Source organism: Virgibacillus dakarensis, from assembly GCF_900155625.1.
GTDB lineage: Bacteria > Bacillota > Bacilli > Bacillales > Amphibacillaceae > Lentibacillus_C > Lentibacillus_C populi.
In genome coordinates, this window is sequence record NZ_LT732554.1 from 583643 (window position 1) to 606981 (window position 23339).

General features: G+C 38.5%; 21 protein-coding genes and 3 pseudogenes. 9 read left to right on the forward strand and 15 right to left on the reverse strand.

Annotated elements, in window-relative coordinates; translation table 11 throughout:
- Positions 1–135: 135 nt before the first annotated feature.
- From CZ382_RS12395 to CZ382_RS12420, 6 genes are all read right to left on the reverse strand, one after another.
- Positions 136–930 (reverse strand): hypothetical protein, encoded by a 795-nt coding sequence (locus CZ382_RS12395; RefSeq protein WP_088051536.1) that lies wholly within the window; start codon positions 928–930, stop codon positions 136–138.
- 149 nt (positions 931–1079) lie between these two features.
- The gene (locus CZ382_RS12400) at positions 1080–1721 is read right to left on the reverse strand and encodes a hypothetical protein (protein ID WP_088051537.1); all 642 of its coding nucleotides are present in this window, start codon (positions 1719–1721) and stop codon (positions 1080–1082) included.
- Positions 1722–2010: 289 nt separating this feature from the next.
- The gene (locus CZ382_RS12405) at positions 2011–2658 is read right to left on the reverse strand and encodes a hypothetical protein (RefSeq protein ID WP_088051538.1); all 648 of its coding nucleotides are present in this window, start codon (positions 2656–2658) and stop codon (positions 2011–2013) included.
- Between the two features lie 27 nt (positions 2659–2685).
- Complete coding sequence (locus CZ382_RS12410; RefSeq protein ID WP_235000426.1) at positions 2686–4284, reverse strand: LXG domain-containing protein; 1599 nt, start codon at positions 4282–4284, stop codon at positions 2686–2688.
- 40 nt (positions 4285–4324) lie between these two features.
- A complete protein-coding gene (locus CZ382_RS12415; RefSeq protein ID WP_088051540.1) occupies positions 4325–4609 on the reverse strand; it encodes a YwqI/YxiC family protein in 285 nt (94 codons plus the stop codon).
- A 2-nt stretch (positions 4610–4611) separates the two neighbouring features.
- Positions 4612–4899 carry a YwqH-like family protein gene (locus CZ382_RS12420; protein WP_327366138.1) on the reverse strand — a complete coding sequence of 96 codons (288 nt, stop codon included), beginning with the start codon at positions 4897–4899 and terminating at the stop codon, positions 4612–4614.
- A 368-nt stretch (positions 4900–5267) separates the two neighbouring features.
- Here CZ382_RS12420 and CZ382_RS24245 point away from each other — a divergent pair.
- The 3 genes and pseudogenes from CZ382_RS24245 to CZ382_RS12435 form a co-directional block, all read left to right on the forward strand.
- Positions 5268–5390: pseudogene (locus tag CZ382_RS24245) on the forward strand (PTS lactose/cellobiose transporter subunit IIA); the annotation flags it as partial.
- Positions 5391–5661: 271 nt separating this feature from the next.
- Positions 5662–6723 (forward strand): NAD(P)/FAD-dependent oxidoreductase, encoded by a 1062-nt coding sequence (locus CZ382_RS12430; RefSeq protein WP_088051543.1) that lies wholly within the window; start codon positions 5662–5664, stop codon positions 6721–6723.
- A 197-nt stretch (positions 6724–6920) separates the two neighbouring features.
- Positions 6921–7358 carry an Hsp20/alpha crystallin family protein gene (locus tag CZ382_RS12435; protein ID WP_088051544.1) on the forward strand — a complete coding sequence of 146 codons (438 nt, stop codon included), beginning with the start codon at positions 6921–6923 and terminating at the stop codon, positions 7356–7358.
- Positions 7359–7531: 173 nt separating this feature from the next.
- Here the strand turns inward: CZ382_RS12435 and CZ382_RS12440 are convergent, their stop codons facing one another.
- From CZ382_RS12440 to metA, 3 genes are all read right to left on the reverse strand, one after another.
- Positions 7532–8284 (reverse strand): hypothetical protein, encoded by a 753-nt coding sequence (locus CZ382_RS12440; RefSeq protein ID WP_088051545.1) that lies wholly within the window; start codon positions 8282–8284, stop codon positions 7532–7534.
- 458 nt (positions 8285–8742) lie between these two features.
- Positions 8743–8886 carry a hypothetical protein gene (locus tag CZ382_RS23960; protein ID WP_200809526.1) on the reverse strand — a complete coding sequence of 48 codons (144 nt, stop codon included), beginning with the start codon at positions 8884–8886 and terminating at the stop codon, positions 8743–8745.
- A 102-nt stretch (positions 8887–8988) separates the two neighbouring features.
- Positions 8989–9897, reverse strand: coding sequence for a homoserine O-acetyltransferase MetA (gene metA / locus CZ382_RS12445; protein ID WP_088051546.1), 909 nt, complete (start codon positions 9895–9897; stop codon positions 8989–8991).
- Positions 9898–10130: 233 nt separating this feature from the next.
- Between metA and CZ382_RS12450 the strand changes: the two are divergent.
- Positions 10131–11614, forward strand: a pseudogene (locus tag CZ382_RS12450) (potassium/proton antiporter).
- A 275-nt stretch (positions 11615–11889) separates the two neighbouring features.
- On the opposite strand, the pseudogene CZ382_RS12455 reads toward CZ382_RS12450, so the two are convergent.
- Positions 11890–12278 (reverse strand): annotated as a pseudogene (locus CZ382_RS12455) (NAD(P)-binding oxidoreductase); the annotation flags it as partial.
- A 283-nt stretch (positions 12279–12561) separates the two neighbouring features.
- Between CZ382_RS12455 and CZ382_RS12460 the strand changes: the two are divergent.
- The 5 genes from CZ382_RS12460 (at position 12562) to CZ382_RS12480 (ending at position 17736) form a co-directional block, all read left to right on the forward strand.
- Positions 12562–13788, forward strand: a complete 1227-nt coding sequence (locus tag CZ382_RS12460) for an IS4 family transposase (protein ID WP_088049366.1) — start codon at positions 12562–12564, stop codon at positions 13786–13788.
- Positions 13789–14239: 451 nt separating this feature from the next.
- On the forward strand, positions 14240–14932 hold the full coding sequence (locus CZ382_RS12465; RefSeq protein WP_088051547.1) for a DUF1538 domain-containing protein: 693 nt from the start codon (positions 14240–14242) through the stop codon (positions 14930–14932).
- Positions 14929–15699: a DUF1538 domain-containing protein gene (locus tag CZ382_RS12470; RefSeq protein WP_088051548.1), complete on the forward strand. Its 771-nt coding sequence runs from the start codon at positions 14929–14931 to the stop codon at positions 15697–15699. The genes CZ382_RS12465 and CZ382_RS12470 overlap by 4 nt, the downstream gene beginning before the upstream one ends.
- Positions 15653–16384 (forward strand): P-II family nitrogen regulator, encoded by a 732-nt coding sequence (locus CZ382_RS12475; RefSeq protein WP_088051549.1) that lies wholly within the window; start codon positions 15653–15655, stop codon positions 16382–16384. The genes CZ382_RS12470 and CZ382_RS12475 overlap by 47 nt, the downstream gene beginning before the upstream one ends.
- 113 nt (positions 16385–16497) lie before the next feature.
- On the forward strand, positions 16498–17736 hold the full coding sequence (locus CZ382_RS12480) for a dicarboxylate/amino acid:cation symporter (protein ID WP_088051550.1): 1239 nt from the start codon (positions 16498–16500) through the stop codon (positions 17734–17736).
- Positions 17737–17921: 185 nt separating this feature from the next.
- Here the strand turns inward: CZ382_RS12480 and CZ382_RS12485 are convergent, their stop codons facing one another.
- The 5 genes from CZ382_RS12485 to CZ382_RS12505 all read right to left on the reverse strand — a co-directional run bounded on the left by CZ382_RS12485 (position 17922) and on the right by CZ382_RS12505 (position 23293).
- A complete protein-coding gene (locus CZ382_RS12485) occupies positions 17922–18674 on the reverse strand; it encodes a hypothetical protein (RefSeq protein WP_088051551.1) in 753 nt (250 codons plus the stop codon).
- A gap of 317 nt (positions 18675–18991) precedes the next feature.
- On the reverse strand, positions 18992–20290 hold the full coding sequence (gene ltrA / locus CZ382_RS12490) for a group II intron reverse transcriptase/maturase (RefSeq protein WP_088049344.1): 1299 nt from the start codon (positions 20288–20290) through the stop codon (positions 18992–18994).
- Positions 20291–21291: 1001 nt separating this feature from the next.
- The gene (locus CZ382_RS12495; protein WP_088051552.1) at positions 21292–21909 is read right to left on the reverse strand and encodes a YpjP family protein; all 618 of its coding nucleotides are present in this window, start codon (positions 21907–21909) and stop codon (positions 21292–21294) included.
- A 98-nt stretch (positions 21910–22007) separates the two neighbouring features.
- On the reverse strand, positions 22008–22814 hold the full coding sequence (locus tag CZ382_RS12500; RefSeq protein WP_088051553.1) for a glycosyltransferase family 8 protein: 807 nt from the start codon (positions 22812–22814) through the stop codon (positions 22008–22010).
- Between the two features lie 56 nt (positions 22815–22870).
- Positions 22871–23293, reverse strand: coding sequence for a DUF5392 family protein (locus CZ382_RS12505; RefSeq protein WP_088051554.1), 423 nt, complete (start codon positions 23291–23293; stop codon positions 22871–22873).
- Positions 23294–23339 lie beyond the last annotated feature (46 nt).

Here is a 23339-nt window from a genome sequence, read left to right on the forward strand (position 1 = left end):
TTTTTATAATAATAACTTATTTTTGTTTACATTGGTATATGAAGAAGTTGGCGACCTTAGGAAATAATGAAGGAAACCGATTTAGTTAACCAGTTTCCTTCGTTAATATCTACTACTTTGAAGAATCCGATCAAGTTACTCGAAAAAGAATTCCTTTAAAACACTCTCAATTTGTTTAAAATACGTTTTTACCGAGATCGGCTCAAGGATTACTTCATGATTCTTTTCCACGTTCTCGTAATTCATATGCCAGACAAAATTATTGCCCGGGAGCAAAAATTGGATTTCAGCAAACTCCGACTGATCCTTTACATAGTCAGACTCCATCAATGAAATATTATTAAATTCCTGCCCGTTCTTTAAAAGATCATCAGCGAAGTCACGCAATGGCTGTGCCTGATTTTCATCCTGTTTCATTGCAAGCAGAACCTCTGGATCCGAGGTATGAAGTTCATCAACCAGATCATCCGTCATCCGAATAGGCTGCCAACCATCTACATTAATTTCTGTATCCTCCATTCCAAAGTACTCACGGATAACATCATAAAAACCTTGATTATTCTGGTGGAATGCAAATGCATGCTCTCTACCACGCACCTCCTGGACAAGTGAATGCTTTTTGTTGAGTGAATGGATAAGTAACGCATTTCGCTTTCTCATATTAATACAGCGAATCTTTTTCTTGGAATGAACAAGTAAATACAGCAAATCCTCAAGACCCTTGGCAATGCCAGTATCCCTGTTATCGTCCCAGTATCCTTTTTTTCTAAGCTCCGTTTCCGTTTCTTCTACAAACCGGGTAAATTCCGATTCATCTTTAATCAGTTCCTGTTCATTTAAAATCTGACTTGCCATTTTATCGTATCCGCAAAGGGCAAGCGTTGCTATTAGTTCATTGATGGTCAGATTGATTTGTTTTGTTTTTGGCATGAAAAGCCTCCTTTGAAGGCATGATTGTGAACCCAATCGTTGATCCATTTTACAGTGCTATAATTTCATCCTATGTCTACGTATTAAATATCAGCTCAAGTTTTCGTCTTGATTAGTTGCCCGAATTCAGGTATTCATAACCTTTTAGATTATTTATCAAAAATGGCAATTACCCCAAACCCTTGCCACAATAAAAATAAGACAAAGGCAACGGCAATAAATTTATTTATCAACAGTGGAAGCTTTAACAATGTCCTCTGCACATAATAGTTTATCCCTGATAAAAATATTGCTATATATTTAAAAATGTAATCCAGCATAGTTGTTTTTTCCTGGAAAACGTTCGCTTCATATATCCCTAAAGCAACCGGATGAAAAACAACGGAATACAGAGACACCATAAAATTTGTCATTAATATTAAAAATATCAATGTGCTTGGGTATGGAATATTTGCGCCCAAAAATATAAGTGAAAACAAAGATAGGGAGACAAACGCAATTAAAGCCCCAATCCACTCCTTTGATTGTTCTCGTTCATTAACCTTTCCTTCACTATTTACGTTTGGTTTAATAAATACTAAGACAGATAGCAAGATGATAAAAAGTTCGGCAAATGTCACAAACATTATAACTGAAGTTCCACCATCATATTGCCACTCCGCTTTGTTAACCAAAAATGTAAAAATCAACATAATCAGTAAAATATTAGCTTTTAGGAAGAACATAAAACCAGTTTTAAGGAATAAATTCCCATTTAATCTATTCTGTTTTTTATTGGATTGATTATTCATATCATGATTCCTCGGTCTAAAGTAATTGAAAATTCATTAAATAAAGTCACTTGTATCAACTTTTCGCTCGGTTAAAAATTCCCAAAAAAACTTCCAATGCAGGTGATTAAACCATCAACTTTATCACCTACCCAGCCCTGCTCTTTAGCAAACCAGGATTCAACAATTCTTACTCTCACTCCAATTAGACCAACTATAACTGTCATTTGACTTCGATTTATCTTCCATCTATGATCAACCCAAATCTTATAATGACTAGTAGCTTTAAAATTTAAATCTTATTATTAAACTAATACGTAAAAACAGTGCCTGTCAAAATGAGCTGCATAGCCAATATAATCACAAAAACAATAGCAATAGGTTTATTGAAAATAAGCGGAAGTTTTTGTAAAGTTATTTGAACATAATAATTTAAACCCGAAAATAATATTGCTATATATTTGAATGTATAATCTGCAACACTATCTTTTTCTTTAAATACGTTTAATTCATATAGCGCGATGGCCACTTTATGAAAAACAATCGAATAGACAGCTACAAGGAAATTAATTGATAATATCACAAAGTTAACAGTGCTTGGAAATGGAATACCCGCAGGCAGCATAAATAGAGATAATAATGAAGTTGATATAATCGCGATAGCCATACCAATCCATTCATTTTTGGACTTTTTTTCATATACTCTATGTTTCATAATATTCTTCTCAGGTTTTAAACAGGCAAATACGGAAAGTAAAATAAAAAGACATTCAAACAAGAAAATAAATTCAGTTACCTTATCTCCTCCATCTGACCTCCATTCAGGTCTATTTATGGTAAACAATGTGATCATAACTGCCAGCATAATGTTAGTCTTTAAAAAAAACCATAAACCATTTTTTATAGAAAAAAATTTTTGATTACTCTCGACATTTTTGTTTACCTGACTCTTTTCCATTAATTATTTCCTCATTTCTGATTATACTTAATTAAACAAGCCTGATACAAAGTCACTTGCATCGGATACGATACTGTCTATTCCATCGCTGATTTTCTCCTTGGTATTCTCCATAAACTTTCCAACATCCTCTACCCTGTCTTCAACCCATCGGCCAGCACTTTCTCCCCAATCTTTCACAGTATCTTCTGCAAACCAGGATCCCACAATACCAACACCTGCTCCAATTGCACCACCTATTACAGTGCCAACTCCAGGACAAATCATTGTGCCAATTCCTGCACCAACTGTTGTAACACCGGCAACACCAGCATCAAGACCAACTCCGCCTAAAAACCTTCCACTTTTTTCGGCAAAAGATTTATGTTTATTCTCATCACTATAAAACTCACCTGAATTGGTAGCAAAAGAAAATGCCATCCCAACATACGGAATTTTTTTAGCAAACTTAACTAGACCTTCCGTACTGCTGAACTGTCTCACTGTACTTTTTACATCCACCTTCATTTTATAATTTTTCAATTCGGTTTTATCAAATACAAGAACACTAGAGTAGCTATTTGCTATTTTTCCAAGGCTGATTTTATTTGTTTTTCCCTTTAGTCCAATTATTTCCCTAAGAACGCCGCTAGGGGCCCGTCCCGATTTTGCAATATACCGCTCTAGAGGATTGGCTGAATTTTTATCCCCATTTTGCAATATCTTATAAATAGTGCCTGCCAATTTTGAATCATATTTACCATTCGAACCTTTTATCCATTCGTCTGAAGCTTTTACAATAAAGTTTCCATCGCCGTCCTTCACCATTTTAAGCATGCCGCTATTTAAAATTTTATACGCAAGTGCACCTTTAGCAACATTGTAAGCACCGTTTAATTTCCCTAATCTGGAAAGCCAATCTGCAACTTCCCCCTGCACAGTCGAATCCCCTTGGTCAACAGACAATTTCATCGCATTATCGATCATGCCCTCAATGACATCCGATTCCATATAGTAATTTTCCACTTCCTCAATTTGAGATGCTGTTAGAAAGACACCATTTTTCGTCCAGCCCTGAATCTTCGTGACAAATTGGGCAATTTGATTGGCCGAATCAGCTGAATTTTCCAGTTTGGAAGTACCGTCTTCATCAAGCTCGGTACATTTAGTGAGCGTTTCTTGAATCGTGGACCGTGCACCTGACATATGAAAGTCAAAGTCTATTGTTTTAACTGAATCATGAGGAACCAGGTCACTAACCTCATTATAATGGCTATTAATATCGTCAACAATTTCATGTGTTAAGTTATCAAGTTTATTTAATCCCTCCTTCACATCATTTTCAATAAATTCTTCGCGTACGAGACCATTATTATTCTCAAATGACTCAACTAAACCTTTTATTTCCTTTAAGACATTAATATATTCCTCCAAAAACAAGTTAAATAGAATGACAGCTGGGAAATGAAGTGTCATAAAATGTTCTCTGATTGCATCCCCTCCCTTACCTTCCAGAGCGTCATCAAGATCAATCAATTTATTCATCTCATCACGAAGGGTTAAAATTTGCTCTTTTTCTTTCTCTTTCTTCCTGACGATTTCCTCTATTCCATTCACAACTTCAGACACCTTGATTACCTTCATCATTTTAACTCCTTAATTCCATACTTAACAGCTAAAGTACAGGCTATTTAACGGGCTGCGGTCCCGTTTGATTGGCAATATTTTCATCCGTATCCACATACGCCTGAACGGCTTCGTCCACATTCTTTTCCACTTTGATTAACGCAGCCTTATAATCATTTAGCGCCTGGTAATATTTTTCTTCGATGTTCTTCATTTTTTCAAGGAAGTCTAACACAGATGTTGGAAAATCGGGGTTTGGATTTGTTGTTTCCAGTTCCTCTGTATTTGCTTTCAAACTGGTTAAAACAGGCTTTACTTTTTCTGGCTGAACATTAATTTCCGGCATAATTAATCATCCTCCATTTCTCTTAATTGCCTAATACGGTAGCGATTTGTTTCAATCGAACTGGAAAGATCCAAGTTAGCTTTCTTTAACCGTTCGATTGCATTAGCAATATTATCAAGAAGGATCCCGACTTGGGTGTTCATCATATTGTTATATTCCTGTTTAATATTTTCCCGCTTATCTAAAAAGTCGTTCGTATGCTTACCCTGCCATGTTTCACTTGAAAGATCCGGCTGATTAACGGCACCTTTTTGCATACTAAGCTCATCCTGATCAGCAATGATTTTGATTTTGGATCCTCCAGCCTCCCAATTTTCTCATTATTATCTTTTATCACACCATTAAAGGTCGAAATTTCACTCGTCAATTGGCTTATTTGATAAGAATTATCCATTCTATAATCCCTCATTTTATGATTATAAAGTCCCGCGATCAAAAAACCTCAATATTATGTATTAGTATATATGAATAGGAAGAAATAATAAATTGAATTGTGAAAATTTAATTCCCTTATCCCTATTATATACCAATAAATGTATTTAAACCGAGTCTATTTATTTCTTTCTTTCTAATTTATCACGCATTAACCAACTTAAAATCCGGGCACAAATATCAAACCGAGCTGATTCAAAGTCAGAACTAAACTACCCCGAGCTTTTTTATGATCCATGCACAAGATCATGTTATGACTGCGAAAGCTGAATTGCAATTAGTTAAACGAATGATTAAGCAATTAAAGATAACTGAACGATTAGAAAAGCGAATTGTTCTGGAAAAATAAAGTGAAACTCCATTAACTGAGGGTAAGTGCAGCTCGTTAACGCGTGATAAATCCTTTGAAAAAACTTAACGCTTCTTTGCAGCGTTAAGTTTTTCCGTTATTCTTATACATCATAAACAAATAGGGAAATGAGTAATGGTTTCATTCCTTGGTCGTATTTAGCGTATTAATCGCATTATGCACACAATCTCTAGTCTTTCCATGCTACTTTTGTTATCCTGTAGTGGGTAATAAAAATACGTATATTAATAGATAGAGATGGGGTTGTGTTATGAAAAGACTGGTCATATTAGGCGGCGGCTACGGAGGGGTTAAAATCGTCGCCGGGCTGCTGAATCACCATCTGTCTGAGGATGTTGAAATTACTGTTGTAGACAGAAATCCTTATCAATCACTGAAAACGGAATTTTATTCCATCGCGGCCGGAACATCTGCCGATAAAGATGTCCGTGTGAACTTTCCGGATGATGAACGTGTCCGCTATGAGTTTGGCGAGATCATTGAAATTGACACGGAAAATCAGGAAATCGTATTGAAAGGAAGAACAGAACACATTCCATACGATTACCTGGTCGTCGCACTCGGCTGTGAAGATAATTATCACGGTATTGAAGGGGCAGAGGAATATACCGAGAGTGTTCAGACATTCGCAAGAGCACGATATACTGGTGTAGCTGTCGGAAATTTGAAAGCGTACGGAAAGGTTGCTATTGTCGGTGCCGGATTGAGCGGCATTGAAGTAGCCGCCGAAATAAGAGAAAGCAGACCGGATTTAAACATTCGTCTTCTCGACCGGGGAGCTTCCGTATTGAAGGCGTTTAATTCGAAAATCCAGGAATATGTGGAGTCCTGGTTTTTTGAAAACAATGTGGAAGTGCTGCATCATGCCAACGTAGAATATGTGGAAAAAGACGGTGTATGCAATAATGGAGTATGTTTTGTAAACGATGTGACAATCTGGACTGCAGGTGTTCGTCCGCATTATCTAGCAAGAGGATTGCCATTTGCAAAAGATGAACAGGACAAAATTATCGTAAATGATTTTTTTCAAGTACCGGAGAATACCAATGTTTACGTAGTAGGAGATTGTGCATCTTCGGTTCATTCACCAAGTGGGCAGCTGGCGATGCAACAAGGAGAACAAATTGCCGATATTCTGCTTGCCGTATTACATGATAAAACACCAAAGAAACCGAAAGAAATCAAATTAAAAGGGACGCTCGGTTCACTTGGCAAGTCTGATGGATTTGGCAATATGTTTCAACAGCCGTTTACCGGGCTCGTACCGCGGATCGCAAAATCCGGTGTACTTTGGCTAAGTAAACGGCATTAAACTAGTGCGAGATCATTCCAGGATTTTTTCAAATAATATCTTAGTCAGACGGGTAGCCAGATTTATCCGGTACCCGTTCTTTCATTCTCTGCCTCGCGTCTTGTCTGGATATTTTTCTTTATTGAAATTACTGGTTTCGGTTATTCTTCATTATTTTGGGAAAAATAATCGTGATCAATCAAAAAGGAGGCAAAAATATGGCTCTTGTACCATATGATCCATTTAGACAACTTGCAAATATCAGAAAGGAGTTTGATCACTTCTTTTCCGATTTCCCTTCGACCTTTGGATCTGAATATAATTTAGGCAGTATTCGAGTGGATGTACATGAAACGGAGAATGAGGTAATTGCAACATGTGATATCCCTGGTTTGGAAAGCAAGGAAGATGTGGATATAGACATTGAACAAAATACATTGATATTAAGTGGATCCATCAGCAAGACAAATGAAATCAACGAGGAAAATATGCATCGAAAAGAGCGCTTTTCCGGTCGCTTCCATCGGCATATCTCATTGCCATCACCCGTATCACATGAAGGCGTAAAAGCTACGTATAAGAATGGCGTCCTTGAGGTAAAAATGCCAAAAAAAATGAAGGAAAACCGGAAGAAAATTGACGTCGAGTTTCATTGAGGTCTTGTACTTCCCGAAGTTTTCCGAATAATATGCAGGAGGCTGGGACATAACCCTATAAGAATGATAAACCACATGAAATCAAATTTAAAAACCTTGATTTCATGCGGTTTTATTTTCTCAATTTGTACTAAAATCAGTGAGAGTTTTCAACTTACGTCCCAGCCTCTTTTTTATTTTCCCATATGGTGAGGATCTTGGTGGAAGGAATTTTTCCTCCCTTCAAATGGAAACAAGTTAAGCTCCTTAGCTCTTACTGCATGTTTATTCATAATTTCGTCTAAAAGCTGTTCCGGATTTTTCCCGTTCGTATCGAGACCCAGCTTCTCGGCTGACCGCATAATCTTTTTATCCTGAATCTCCTTAGCAATGGTGTACTCATCTTTTCCCTTCATATCAACGCCTAATTTGTCCGCTTCTTTTTTCAAATAGTGTTTAAATATTTCCTGTTTAATTGATTCCATATCCTTGTCATCTGTCTTGATTCCAAGCTCTTCTGCCTTTTGCTTCAGCTTAGCCTCATAAACTTCTTTGGCAAGCGTTTCAGGGTCTTTTCCCTCTGTCTTGATTCCCAGCTTCTTTGCCATTTGTTTTACCTTTTCATGATGTACTTTGTCCGCAAGCTCGTCTATATCTTTTCCTTCTGTTTCCATTCCTAATTCTTTGGCAGCTCGCTTTATTTCTGCCTCATATACCTCTCGTGCCAATGTTTCCGTATCCTTGCCCTTTGTTTTAATTCCCAGTTCCTCTGCGCGCTTTTTAATCAATGCTTCACTGTTATGAAAGCCGTACCTGTTGGCACTCTGATCGGGTTCCAGATTCCTCGATTGATTGGCATCAATCGCTGCCACATCACCGGGGGATTGGATAAAAATACCGAAACCAAGCACCACGGCGAATACTATGAAAAGTCCTTTTTTCATCATGTTCATCTTCCTCCTGTTGTTGTATTTACTACGATCGCCATGAACACTCTTAGCTTTTCCAAATACGGAGAATAAATGAATGAAAAACATAGAACTTTATTTTTAAAAACATTCAAATTGAGACTTAGAAAAGCGCAAGCGCCCGTTTAGCAACGTACAAACTGGAGCACTCCGCAATGAGATAAAGGAAACACGGTGAGCTGGAAGCGAACCGATGCTGACTTATCGTAGTGAAGGAGTGTGAAGTTTGCTAGTTGCTGGGCGCTGGAGCTGGACATGGCCAACTCTGATGTAAGCAGAATAGAGCCTAAATTTTTATACTTTCTTTACCTATAAAATAAATATAGCCAAAAAATACCTTGTCTAATGAATATGTAGCAATTGTCCTCCTTTCATCCAATCTCCTAGTAATAAAACAAACGGTGTTAACCCTATGGCCACACCGCTTGTTATGCATATCAGTCTTCTTTCTTGCTTATATACTCGTTTAGTTCTTCTCCACCTTGACTATTATTTTTGAATTGGCTCTTCCTGCCATTTCTATGCTCCCCGTTGTTACTGTTTTCTTTGAACATATTATTTTTTCTTTCTTTGTTAACCATGTTCATGCCCCCTTTCCAAAAGCAGAATTAGGTTAGTTTTTGAAATTGGGGATGCTTTATTCATAGACAGCTTTACCCGAAAACACGTCTATCTTTTACAAGCTAATCCCATTGATACGGTGTCTGCTGATAAACATAATAATTAAGCCAATTTGAAAAAAGCAAATGCGTATGGGATCGCCATGTATTAAGTGGCTGTTCATTTGCATCGTTGTCTGGAAAATAATTTTTTGGAATGTCCGTATCAAGCCCTTTGCGAAGATCCCGCGTATATTCCTCAGCCAGTGTTGTTGCATCATACTCCAAATGACCAGTAATCATGATATGCTTAGCATCTTTGGACATAATAATAAACGCTTCAGCCTCCTCTGAGGACGAAAGCAGGATTAGTCGCGGATCCTGCTCAATCTCTTCCATTGGAACAGCTGTATATCTTGAGTGGGGGGCATTAAATTCATCCTCAAATCCGCGTACAAGCTCGATTGTTGGGTCGGTTATCCGATGTTTAAAAACACCAAATAATTTTTTCGGAAGTGCATACTTACCAATGCGATAATGATAATACAATGCCGCCTGCGCCCCCCAGCATATGTGTAAGCAAGAGGTCACATTGGTTTTCGACCATTCCATTATGTTCGTTAGCTCATTCCAATAGTTTACGTCTTCAAATTCCAGATGCTCAATGGGTGCTCCTGTAATAATCATTCCATCAAAACGGCGATTCTTGATATCTGCAAATGTCAGGTAAAATGTATCCAGATGTGATTTACTAACGTTCTTGGATTCATGTGTTGTCATTCTCAAAAAACTAATATTTACTTGTAATGGAGTATTCCCTAACAATCTTAACAGCTGTAACTCGGTGCGTTCTTTTTCCGGCATCAGATTTAAAATGATGATGTTAAGTGGACGAATGTCCTGGGTTCTGGCCCGATCCTCATCCATTACAAAGATCTTTTCCCCTTTTAGCGCCTCTCTAGCTGGCAATTCTTTCGGTATGTTAATTGGCAACCTGCACCACTCCCTTTGGTATCATTGAATAATTGTCTTCTATTATAGAGTTAGGGAAATATTATGGCAATTGGAACGGGTTATTTTTTTAACTTTTTATTTTAACGTTTGTATGTCCAGCTCTGATATGTCCCATATGCAAAAAATGCAAAGCACCTCAAGCTTTGTCATCCTTCAAAATTCCAGTTATAATTGTAGTTAAAGTTGAAATTTTTTCGGAGGTATCATAAAACTTGGACTTAAATGTAGAAACCCTTATCTTTTTATTCTCTGCTATGCTGATTGTCGGCGTTCTAGCTACCAAGTTCTCTTCACGTTTAGGACTACCCTCACTTGTTTTATTCTTAATTGTTGGGATGGCACTCAATCGATTTGTATTCTTTGAAAATGCGGAATTCGCACAGTTGATTGGGATCTTTGCCCTGATTATCATCTTATTCGACGGTGGAGCACATACAAAATGGGATCATGTTCGCCCCATCATTGGTGCTGCTGGCTCATTAGCAACTTTTGGTGTATTGATCACCACTTTAGTTACTGGTTTTCAGCGATGTACATTCTTAACCTTTCTTTACTGGAAGGCTTACTATTTGGCGCGATTGTTGGATCAACAGATGCTGCTGCTGTTTTCTCCGTTTTAGGCAACAAAAATATCAAACGGAAGCTGAAGTCTACACTAGAAGCTGAATCTGGTTCCAATGACCCGATGGCAATCTTCCTTACTGTTGCATTTATTGAAATGATCCAAATTCCCGATAGCTCTATTTGGTCAGCTATTGCCAGCTTCTTTGTACAAATGGCACTTGGATTGATTTTCGGATTAATCCTTGGAAAAATTATTGTGCTCATTATTAACCATATTAAACTCGAGGCTGCCGGTTTATATCCTGTTCTTGCTATGGGAATGGCTATTTTCACATATGTTATTACAGATCTGGCAGGTGGAAGCGGGTTACTTGCGGTGTATGTAATGGCGGTGTTTGTCGGTAACAGTGACCTCATGTACCGCTTCACCATTTCGCGGTTTAATGAAGGCTTTTCCTGGATGATGCAAATTGTTATGTTTATTTTGCTAGGACTACTGGTCTTTCCAAATCAATTGGTTACGATTACCTGGCAGGGGATTTTGTTATCCGTTATTTTGATGTTTATTGCCCGGCCAATCGCTGTTTTCCTCTGCATGATTTTCATGAAATACAGTGTAAAAGAAAAGCTGTTTATTTCCTGGTCGGGATTAAAAGGAGCAGTACCAATTGTCATGGCTACATACCCGATTGTTGCTGATGTGGAAAATGGTCAGTTGATATTTAATACTGTCTTTTTCGTTGTCTTGATCTCAGCGCTGGTTCAGGGCAGTACATTATCATGGCTCGCAACAAAACTAGGGCTGGCTGGTGAAAAGAATGATCATGAATCACCAAGCTTGGAATTAATTACCCTTGGAAATACGAAATCGGAAATTATGGAGGTAGCTATCACTGAACAGGCCGCATCGGTTAACACTTCCTTAACGGATCTTGAGCTTCCCAATGATACGTTAATTATCGGGATTGTCCGCGATAATAACCTGATAACACCAACAGGCAATTCTGTTATCGAAACCGGCGATACACTCTATGTACTCATCAACAAAAAAATCAGGGAAAAGGCAAAGGCAGCATTGTTAGGGAAAAAAGGAAAGAAGGAGAAGAAAGAGAAGAAGAACAGGAAGCAGTAGAAAAGAAGGATACAGAGTCATTCAACTCCGTATCCTTATTAAAATTCTAATTCTTCAAGTCAATTTTTATTGGCTCCATTTTTATCGGATTGTTTAAGCTTAAGGGAAGGTAATGAAAATCCGAAGAAAGGTTAAACGAGGCCGAAACAAGCTGAATGGGAAACGGCAAAAGTATGTAAAAATTACCTTTGCCGTTTCCCTATCTGTCTTATAAATTTCCTTAAAGCATCTTCAATAGAACGATCTCCTGAGGTAAGATCAAATGCCCGTTTTTACGTATTCTCCTCACTTAATACTGCTATAACCGTACGAGCTACATCCTCACGAGGAATGGATCCCCTTGATAAATTTTCTGCTGAAGCAATTTTTCCTGTCCCAGGCTCATTGAGAAGAAGTCCTCCCGGTCGGACAATTGTATAATTTAAGCTGCTCGCTTCCAGTATTTTGTCTGCCCCAGTACTGCCGCCTGATCCAGCTGCAAAAATAACAGCATCACATTCTTTCATAACGACTGCAACTTCATGTACACTACCTTCCAGGTTCGCTACGACCGATCTACTTCCCTTAAAGCTTTTGCCTGTTCTTCCTTCCGTACCATTGCTTTTACCGAATACTCATCATTGTTGCTTAGCAGATTTACAAGATGATGTCCTATTTGCTCCAATTAAGCATATTCTCATCATGCATCTCTCCTCGTCATTTAGTACTTTCATTATTTCAGATTAATCATCCTAATCAATGAAATGCATTCATACAAGGATTTATTCTATCTGTTCATTATTGATGCTTCTTCACTAGCGTTGCAGGAAAATAAAATATAAAAGTCAAGAAATATATTTTATGTGAAATTTGGCAATAATGGCAATTTAACCTTTAAAAGTCATAAAAAAAGCCTTATAATTAGGGTATGGTAGTCCAGTCCAAATCCCTAACTATAAGGAGCTAACATGGACAATAATACCATAAAACATGTATTTAAGGAATACATTCATCCACTGGATACAAAAGTTATACAAAAAATGATTGACCATGCCCAAATCGATAAATATGTAAAAAAGCTTGGTGTACTCACGTTTATCAGAACTTTCATTTATGCTCAGCTGAAAGAATTAAAGAGTCTTGGGCGGATAAGCGATAATGTAAAACGCAAGAAAATGGTACAAAGACTTGTTGGCATAAAGCGTATTAGTAAATCTCAGCTTTCACGAAAGCTGGGTGAAATACCGCCTGAAATTTTTCAGGTTATCCTGCATCATCTGGTTCAAAAATTGCATCAAGAACTCGGTTCCAAGCAAGCAGATAAGGCACTTGGAAAGATACATTTAATCGATTCATCAACGATCTCGATGTGCCTTAGCCAATATGAATGGGCCGTTTTCCGAGAGACAAAAGCTGGAATAAAGCTACATACTTCCGTCAATTTTTGTGATGGTGTTTCTTATCCAAATGACGTGATTCTTACTCCTGCAAAGCCAGCAGATGTCACACAGTTAGACCCATTAATTTTGGGTAAAGATGCGCTTCACGTATTCGACCGCGGCTATTTCGACTTTGGCAAATTTGAGTATTATTGTGCAAACGGAATTCGATTTGTCACCAGAATTAAAGCAAATACGATCGTTCACGTGATAGAGGAACTACCTGTAGATCCATCCTCTGCAATCATTCGTGATGCGATGGTGAAAATCGGAAATATGAAACATCCTTTACATTTGGTAGAAACATTGGATAGTAAAGGCAACCTCATTTCGATTGTATGCAATGATGCAAAAGTGAGCGCGCAAGAAATTAGTGACCTCTACCGTACACGTTGGCAAATCGAATTGTTTTTCAAATGGATAAAGCAGCATTTGGTCTTGATAAAATTTTACGGACAAAGCGAAAATGCCGTATTCAACCAGATTTACATCGCGATGATTACATTCTGCTTAAATCTGTTAATGAAAAACAAATTAGGATATAAAGGTACATTACTGGAAATGTTCAATTGGGTAAGTGATTTTTGGTCTAAAAGTCTTTCGAGCTTCATAAAAGAACTTTTCAAAAAACCGGATCGAACATCCAACGGACGCCGAAAGATGCAGCATCAGCGAATATTTGAAGAAACCTTAGCACAATATGAATCAGGAGATGTTTTACATTTAGATGATCTAACGTACGATCCACTCGTTTAAATAACTAATGAATTCCAAAAAATGGATGAAGGACTACCTTTATAGCCCTATTATCTTTTTTTCTCTGATTCACGAAGAAGGTGAGACTGAATATTCTTTATAATTGATAAATGTAAATAAGTTACAAATCAAAATGGTTGACTAGATCTTTTATTTTTTATGCAACGCTAGTGATGCTTCTTAATATCCATTTAATGAGGAATAACAGTATCTCATGTTTACCCGATTATAATCTTGCAAATTATTTTATAATTGACGATAATCATGCTATAATTTTCATATATTAAAGTATGTCATTCCAAGCTTATCCTCCATTAAGCTGTAACGCAATTTCCTATGCCTTTTTCCATTTCAGCCAGCCAATTGTTTTCAAGTTCACTCCTTTTATTATTAATTCTGAGAAAATGGATTAGCTTAGAACGTTAAAAATCTATAGTTAAGGTGGTTTTGGATGAACAACATAAAAGATACGATATTTGAAGTTATTTATTCTATTTTACCTATTACATTGGTTATTACCGTATTACAGTTCACATTGGTATGGCTGCCAATAGAAACCTTTTTACAATTCCTTGCAGGGGTCGTCATGGTTGGAATCGGACTAATACTTTTTTTATTAGGTGTTAATGTTGGATTATTGCCTGTTGGAGAAATGATCGGTTCCGCATTATCAAAGACAAAGAAAATATGGGTAATTGTCCTCTTCGGTTTTATATTGGGTGTTGTTGTGACAGTTGCAGAACCTGATGTACGCGTTCTTTCTCATCAAATCGATCAGGTTTCAAACGGGGAGATCCCCAGAAGTATTTTAATTCTTGCTGTTGCGCTTGGGGTCGGTATCTTTGTTGGACTCGCCATGGTCCGGATTATTTTTAATATTAATATCATCTACTTATTGGCATTTGGCTATGGAACCATCTTTTTACTGGCTGCTTTTACTCCCCCTCAATTTGTTCCGATATCCTTTGATTCCGGGGGCGTAACGACAGGACCTTTAACTGTGCCGTTCATCTTAGCTTTAGGAGTTGGAGTAGCATCTGTTATGCGTGGTAAATCATCGTCAAGTGACAGCTTTGGTCTTGTAGCTCTTGCCTCTATTGGACCAATTTTATCCGTACTTTTGTTAGGGGTGATCTACGGTTGAACATACATATATTTGCAGGTTTTAGCGAGATCATGCTGGAAGTTGCCACAGCATTGTCACCGCTTTTCATCTTATTTCTACTATTTCAATTTGTCTTTTTAAAATTGCCGATGAAAAAGCTAAGGGATATTGGTGTCGGATTTCTCTTAACCTTTTTTGGTCTTTCCTTTTTCTTGCAGGGTGTGCATATCGGGTTTCTGCCTATTGGAGAATTAATGGGAAAAAGCCTGGGCGCTCTATCCTATCAATGGGTGTTAATTCCAATTGGGTTTATCCTCGGATTTTTCGCCATATATGCTGAACCGGCTGTTACCGTTTTAATCCGGCAGGTAGAAAAAGTATCTGGAGGGTACATTCCACAGAAAATTCTGCTCTATACACTTTCGGTTGGAGTCGGAATATCCATAGCACTAGCAATGATACGTATACTTTTTGGTATTTCCCTATGGTATTTTATTGTCCCAGGCTATATAATAGCACTAATTATGGTGAAATTTTCATCCAAAACCTTTACATCTATTGCCTTTGATTCAGGCGGAGTTGCAACCGGGCCAATGACGGCTACGTTTATTTTAGCGATGTTTGTAGGAATTGCCACGCAAATAGAGGGACGTGATCCGCTGCTTGACGGTTTTGGTATGGTTGCACTGGTAGCACTTGCTCCGATATTATCCGTACTGACATTAGGAATTTTATACAGTAGGAAGGAGAAGGGTCGATATGGCAATGACAAAGCCGGGGCAAAAGTTAATCGTCACGATCGTTAGAAAGGAAAAAGCCAAAAAGGTCATCCATGCATCCAAAAGTGCCGGAGCAAAGGGGGGCACCACGCTGATTGGCAATGGGATCAGACTAAATGAAAAACTAAGAATTCTGGGAATCCCAATAGAACGGGAACGAGAAATCATATTGACACTTGTATCCAATAAAATCTTTCCTGAGGTTATGAATGCAATTATTGACTCTGTAAAATTAAATCAGCCCAGACAAGGGATTGGGTTTGTGATAGATACAAAACATGTTACAGGAATTTGCCACATGATGGGATTGGAAATGGAAAGCGAAGACATGGATAAGGAAGGTGTTACGAGCACAATGGAGGAGCAAAACGTTCTGTATGATCTTATCGTTACAATCGTAAACAAGGGAGATTCGGAAAATGTAGTTGATGCGACTAAGAAAGCAGGCGCTGAAGGCGGAACCATTCTTAATGGGCGTGGGACCGGTATCCATGAGCAAGCAAAACTGTTTAACATCCTCATCGAACCCGAAAAAGAAGTAGTGTTAACACTAATCAGCAGGGATAAAACAAGCAATGTATTAAAAACGATCGAAAAAGATGCAGAATTGAATAAACCAGGAAAAGGTATCTCCTTTGTTTTAGAGGTTGAAAAAACAGTTGGTATTAACCATATTTTAAATGAGCTCGTTAATAAAAAATTGAATGAATAACAGATCAGTAACCGATTGTTCTTTTAAGCAATCGGTTTTTTATTAGAGGAATGAGGGTAAATGGCAATGAAGAACAACCTTTTGGGGTATCCTGTTATTAAGGTGGTTAGTTTATGAAAACAATCTGGAGGGGCTATATCGATGCCTCGCTTATTTTAAAAATTACCGTTGCACTCATTCTTGGTATTATTGCCGGTTTAATCTTTGGTGAAGCTACAAGTGTGATAGCACCTTTTGGAGATCTTTTATTGCATTTGCTTAAGTTTCTCATCATCCCGCTTATTTTATTTACGTTAATCGTTGGGGTAAATCAAAGCCGGATTGGTGACTTGGGGCGTATGGGTGGAAAAGTATTCCTTTACTATCTGCTGACTTCCGCTTTAGCCATTGTCGTGGGAATTGCTGTGGCCAGCATCTTTGAACCGGGAATCGGCATGACAATTGATACGAACGAGAAATTCGATGTTCCGGAAAACCCTGGCGTCATTAGTGTTCTTTTGAGTATCGTACCGGATAACATAGTGACTGCTTTCAGTGAACTTAATTTGTTGGGAATCATTTTCACGGCACTTGCTTTTGGAATAGCCATAGCGTCGCTCCGGTCTTCCGAGGACTATAGCGAACTCGGCGACCATGTCTATAAGGTAATGGAGGGGCTGAACGAGGCAACATTATCCATTATGAACGTTATCTTGCAGTATGTACCGATTGGAATATTTGCGATCATTGCCAAAACGGTCGGGAATCAAGGTATGGATACTTTGTTGGCATTAGGTGATATGGTTCTCGTTCTTTACATTGCATTGCTTGTACATGTTGGAATCTACATTCTCTTTATGCTGCTGACCAAGGTTTCTATTAAGAATTTTTTCAAACATGCACGTACACCAATGGTTACAGCTTTTGTCACACAGAGCAGTTCCGGGACATTACCCCTTACACTAGATGCAGCCAAAAACATGGGGTTATCCAAAAGTCTGTACGGATTTAGCCTGCCACTTGGCGCCACAATTAATATGGATGGCGCTGCGATCAGAATTGCCATTTCAGCCGTGTTTGCCGCCAATATGGTAGGCGATCCGCTAAGCTTTACCGATATGCTGCAAGTCGTATTAGTCGGAACCTTAGCTTCTGTCGGTACAGCAGGCGTTCCAGGGGCAGGGATTATTATGATTGCAACCGTTTTTGCCCAATTAGGGCTGCCAATGGAGGCTGTGGGGTTACTGACAGCGATTGATGCACTGGTAGGCATGGGCTGCACGTCATTAAATGTGACCGGTGATCTTGTCGGCACAGCAATCATTAGTAAAACAGAAACGCGGAAAAAAGGTAAACAGCCTGTCATGAGCTGATTTTTTGCAGACAGTTATTTCCCTTCTGAGCCAGGAAATAACTGTCACTTTTTACACGTTAATTGACAGTTTAATGGAAAAGTTTTTTAAAAGCCTAATCCATACAGTATTCTCTTCATGTTTTCATTTTAACTATCTGCGGCTATTGTTGTAAGAAACTGCTACTTTAGTGGGAAAGTCCCTTTTTAAGGCTTTTCTGACTTCTCCTCTTTTTTCTGATTCATCCTAAACGTTAGTGGCTGATCGGTTCCAGTAACCAAATTGTAAACAAACGAGGATGTAAGCTTATAACTGTTTTCAATTTTTTCTGCCAAAAAATTTGCTCGTTCAAACAATGCGGAGCGAATATTGGTAACCTGTCTCAACGTCTTTTCCAGCAATGCCTCTTGGTTTTCCAAATGGTTTAATGTTTTGTTCTGATTTTCATTCTGATCAGTAATGTTATCAGCCATAACCTTTTGCAAATCAAAAAGTTCATCCATTTTCGTTGCAAGCTGTTTATTTAAGGATTCATAGTTTCCTATCTGGTCCTTGATTTCCTGATTTGATTGACTGACACTGTTAATTTTATCTGCTATCTCTTGTTTCAATAACCCTTCCTCTTCCAGCATACCGTAAAGCTTTTTATTATTTTCATCTAACATGGTTAACCATTCCATTGCATTCCTTTCAAATTTTTCATGCTGCAGATTACTTTCCCGTAACGAATTCAGCTGATTTCCAATCTCCTGCCACTCTCTTACTTGCGTATTTTTCTGCTGCTGGTAGAGAATCTGAAGCTTTTGCAAGGAGTCGGCTAAAGAATTGTTTATTTGCTTTTGTGACTTTACCAGTTCAGCAAAATAGTCTATTTTAAAATATCCTTGATTGGGTTCCTTAATGGTGCTTTGATTCACAAAAACATCCGGGTGCACACCTGTATTGATAAATAACCCCATTGTAATGCTCACTTCCCATTTTCATATTGTTCATTTGTCCCGCTTCAACAGACAACAGGATCCACACTTCAAGAAATAACAAGAGAATAAGGGCGGGCAACTGTCCGTTAAGACGAGATTTATTCAACTAACATTGAAGTAGAGTAGAAAACAGGAGTTAGATATTGCCTTCTTGTCCTCGGGTTTCAGGGTTTTCCACCTTACTAAGCCAGACTTGAGGGCAATTCCTCTTCCTGTTCCCCCTCATCAAACCGCACATGAGGTTTTCCCTCATACGGCTTTCCGACGTTCTTCTTTCTTTGGCATTACGTACTTGTCTAACTCGCCAATTTCACTAATTTATATTTGGTCATTTCTATTACCTCGCCCATTTTACTGTGTTTGTGGCGTTTATTTCGTTTCCTGTTCCAAAATATTGTAAGTCGTTCAAGTACATACCAGTCGATACGATTAAGCCATTTCTTAGCTATCGGGGAAGTAAGATAGTAGTTCTTAAACCCTTGCAGCTTTCGATTCAGCCCTATTATGAGATCTTCTATGTCTAGGGACAATTTATTGTTCTTTCCCACATATTCCTTGATCTTCTCTCGCATTTTCTTCATTGCCTTTTTACTCGGTATGTGCGACATCACATGTATTTTGTAACCGCCTTTAATAAGAATAGGGAATTTTCTGTGATGAAGTCCCAAGAAGTCAAATCCATCTGTATTATCCCATATATTGACAAGCCTTGATTTCTCAGGACTAAGTGTAAGGTTCAGTTTCTTCATGATACCTCTTAATACCTGAATACTTTCCAACGCTTGTTGCTTCGTAGAGCACATAATAACAAAGTCGTCTGCATAGCGAACAATTTGCCCCAGGTGTGCAAACTTCTTATTCCAGAGTGAGTCCAATACATTTAGATAGATGTTCGATAATAGTGGCGAGATCACACCACCCTGCGGAACCCCGGTTACAGAATCACGAAAATGGCCATCTTCCATGATTCCTGCTCGCAACCATTTGCGAATGAGTTTTAGTACTCTTCTATCGCTAATTCTCATTTTCACTAGCCTCATCAGTTTATCTTGGTTGATGTTATCAAAATACCCTTTAATATCGGCATCTACCACCCAAGCAGACTTCTTACTGGCTTTCTTGATTTTCGCTATGGCTTGATGGGCATTGCGTTTTGGTCTGAATCCATACGAGCAATCTTGAAAATCTGTTTCGAATATGGGTTCTAGTACCAGTTTTGTTGCCATCTGTGCCACTCTGTCCTTAATGGTTGGGATTCCCAGTGGTCTTGTTTTCCCATTTCCTTTTGAAATATAGGTTCTTCTGACTGGATTTGGACGGAATTGATTTTCCTTTAGTTCAAGGTATAACTCATTTAAGAATTCCCTTTCCCCATAGTCATATACAATCTCATCGATTGTTTGCCTGTCGATTCCACCACTTCCATTCTTGGATTTGACTCTTTTCCATGCTTCCGCCAGTATATCAGGACGATAGATCTTATCATATAGTGCGTGAAATCGTCTCGTAGGACTTTCCTTGGCACAAAGATATAAAGTTGATCGGAGTCGTTGAGCTTTTCCATTGGTGTAGTTAGCCAGTTTTCCGGCATTCACTTACTCGTACCTCCTTTCAAACTTGTGAACGAAGTAGGGTATTGGCTTATGCCGTCCTTCCCTAGACAATGTTGTGTTGTCATCGTCATCATCGGTACTATGACCCCCTCCGACTCCCTCTCAGCCCTTCCACCACTTCACCATCGGCTTATAGGTTTCTGTTTTACTCCGTAGAGTGACCGAGGAGGGTATCCCCAGTTCCGTTAATTACTTTCCTAACATGTCGCTCCCCTTACCCCGAGAGATTCTTCAGTGCTGCTCTTCCAAGTTCTTGACACCTTCCATGGTCTTCTCCTTCCTTTGCCAGGATCGACTTCTCCTTGTCCACGTGTGGGTCTGCTGACGAGGCGGCAGGATTCACTTTTATGTTACGACCTGTTAGGTTGCTCGCACTACTGAGTGTGCTTTGTCACAAGGCTTCAACCTTAGGATTTCTCCACCAGTTACTTGTCAGCTACCAAGCGTCTTGGTACTTACTTGGGTTGGACTTTCACCAACTCGCAATTAACAGCGTGCTGGGCACGCCAAAGGCGCAAGCGCCCGTTTAGCGGCGTATGTGCTGCGCCCTGCCAAGCAGGGTGGTTCGGTGTTGCCGCGCAAAGCGGCGGTTTTAACCGAACATTCCTACCGCAGGAGATAAAGGAAACATGCCCCTGCAAAAGGGGTAGACGTGAGTTGGGCACAAAGTCCGTTCTTAGTCGGCCTTCCTCCTTCCCCGAACCGATGTTGACTTATCGTACGGAGGTGAGGGAAGTCCACTACAGCTTTAGCGCTGGAGCCGGACGTGGCTTACTCTGCTGAGAGCAGAATAGAGCCTAAATTTATATACCTTCTTATCTTTCAAAAAAGGGAGACAAAGAAAGTCCCCACGAAATGAAGTTTTACTTTATCCTATGCGCGTTTCATTCAGTTGGGACATTTGCCTGTAAGAGAGATAGAAAATTGGGTGTAAGCCCAAAAAGGAGCACCAATACCTGTTGTGGAGGTATTAGTGCTCCTTTTTAAGCCATCCATCTTGGTGGCGTATTTTTATCCCAGTAAATCTCTCCAATTTCATAATGTTTTTCAAAGTTATCGTTACTTAAGTGATAGTGGAAATTAAACCAGTAGCCGTCTAACGGCCGATGATCACGTCTGACATGGAATTTGGCAACATCCTTTTTCATTCTGTAATCACGCAGGTTAAAAATCCTTTCGCCAAAACCTTGCGATGGCTGTTCCGTAATTGCATAGTATGGGAGTTCGTCTTCTCCTCCTTCCGTCAAAATCATTTTAATAACTTCTTCTATATTTGGTAAAATTACTGTCTCGAACTCATCTTCAACTTGTCCAATAATTCTAGGCCCTAATTTGGTAATCGTCTGCTCTTTTGCCCTGTCTATTATTTCGCTAATAAAAAGATCGTCTGTTACCTCTTCATCGATCTCATTATCAAGCGTGTCTAGCGTTTCAGTCTTTGCTGCAACAGGTTCTGTTACAGCCTTATTAACATCCGTTTTTGGAGAAACAGCTTCCTTGCTTTCTTCAGCATCCGTATGTAAATAAGCTGGGGGAATATACATTCCCAGCGTCATAATTGTTATACAGATAGCCGCTATTTTTCTGATCCAAAGCTTCATGCTATATTTCTCCCTTTATTTGTCACTACTATTATCTTATCACGATTAAGGGAAATGTCTACCGGGATTTTTAATTTTTAATCAAATTGTAAATATACTTACTGAAATACCATTTTTTCATAATGCTTATACAAAGAATGGAAATTCCCTGTATAGTTTTTATGCCATGGTTTTTTCTTTCCACAAAAATGAATGATAGAAGTGTGATGGATGATGAAATCCATATCTACTTTTCCATTGCTGATAGCTTTATAATAACGATAATACCTGGCATCAAAATTATACAAGACCTCATTAATATTCTTTATATATTTAGAATAGAGCCCATTAATAATGTCTTGATCCGGCAAAATCATTATTTTCTTGTTTCTCTCAACAAAGTCAAAAATTTCTTCCTCTTTCATGATACTTCTTTGCAGTTGCAGGTTCATCAGAAGAACACCGGAATTATAATATGCATCGATATCATATTTTTTTAGCCTTAATTTATTTATTTCTTTTACTGATATTCGATCATGATAGGCTGCGGCATAAAGATAATCAGAAATATTCATCTCATAAACTTTTTTAATTCCATTAATAACAAGAATATCTGGGTCAAGATACAATATTTTGTCCAGGCAGGCTGGTAAAAATTTGAACGCCAATAATCGGAAATACATTTCTTTTGAGTAGTGTTTTACAATTGGTGCATCAGCAAAAGTCTCTTCCTGGACGTGAATAACAGACAATTGATGCCCTTTTCCGGTTACATATTTATTTATTCCGGAAATCTCCTCACCCTTGATACTGGAATGCATCAGATAGATATGAAATTCCTCATGGGGATTATTCATAAACAACGATTGAAGCATAACTATTAATGGCTTCACATAATTTGAATTTAAAGTTACAAGTATATTCATTAACCCGTAAAGCTCCTTATCACACGTCCGCGAAGTTACTATAAATCTCTGCTGCACTACGCCAGCCTGTCTTCCTCTTCCAAAAACTTGATGAAATAATTCAATGCGCTAACAGGCTGCTCCTTTATTCGTGCAATATAATCCTTTTTGATGCCTTCAGAAACGATATCACTCCGGTTTATCCGATCTGTTATATAGTTCATACTTACTTTTTGAACCTCTTTACGTTTCCATTTCGCCTCTTTTGAGAGTGCCATACCAATAGCACCAATTGCAGCATAAATGACCAATGCAGTTATCGATATTTCATTATCGGAAACAAGAAATAGGGAAAAAAACAGACTGAAGATAGAATAACTCAATAACGGTAAAGACCATAACGTATACATGGAAACCTTCTTTGTGAATGGCGAAAGGGTTTCCGCTAAATTTTTCAGTTCTTTTCTCGCCGCATTCGGTATATTTGTCATAAAGTTCATGATCTATCGCCTCGTCTTATTATTCTTATATAGGGTTTGCTAAGAG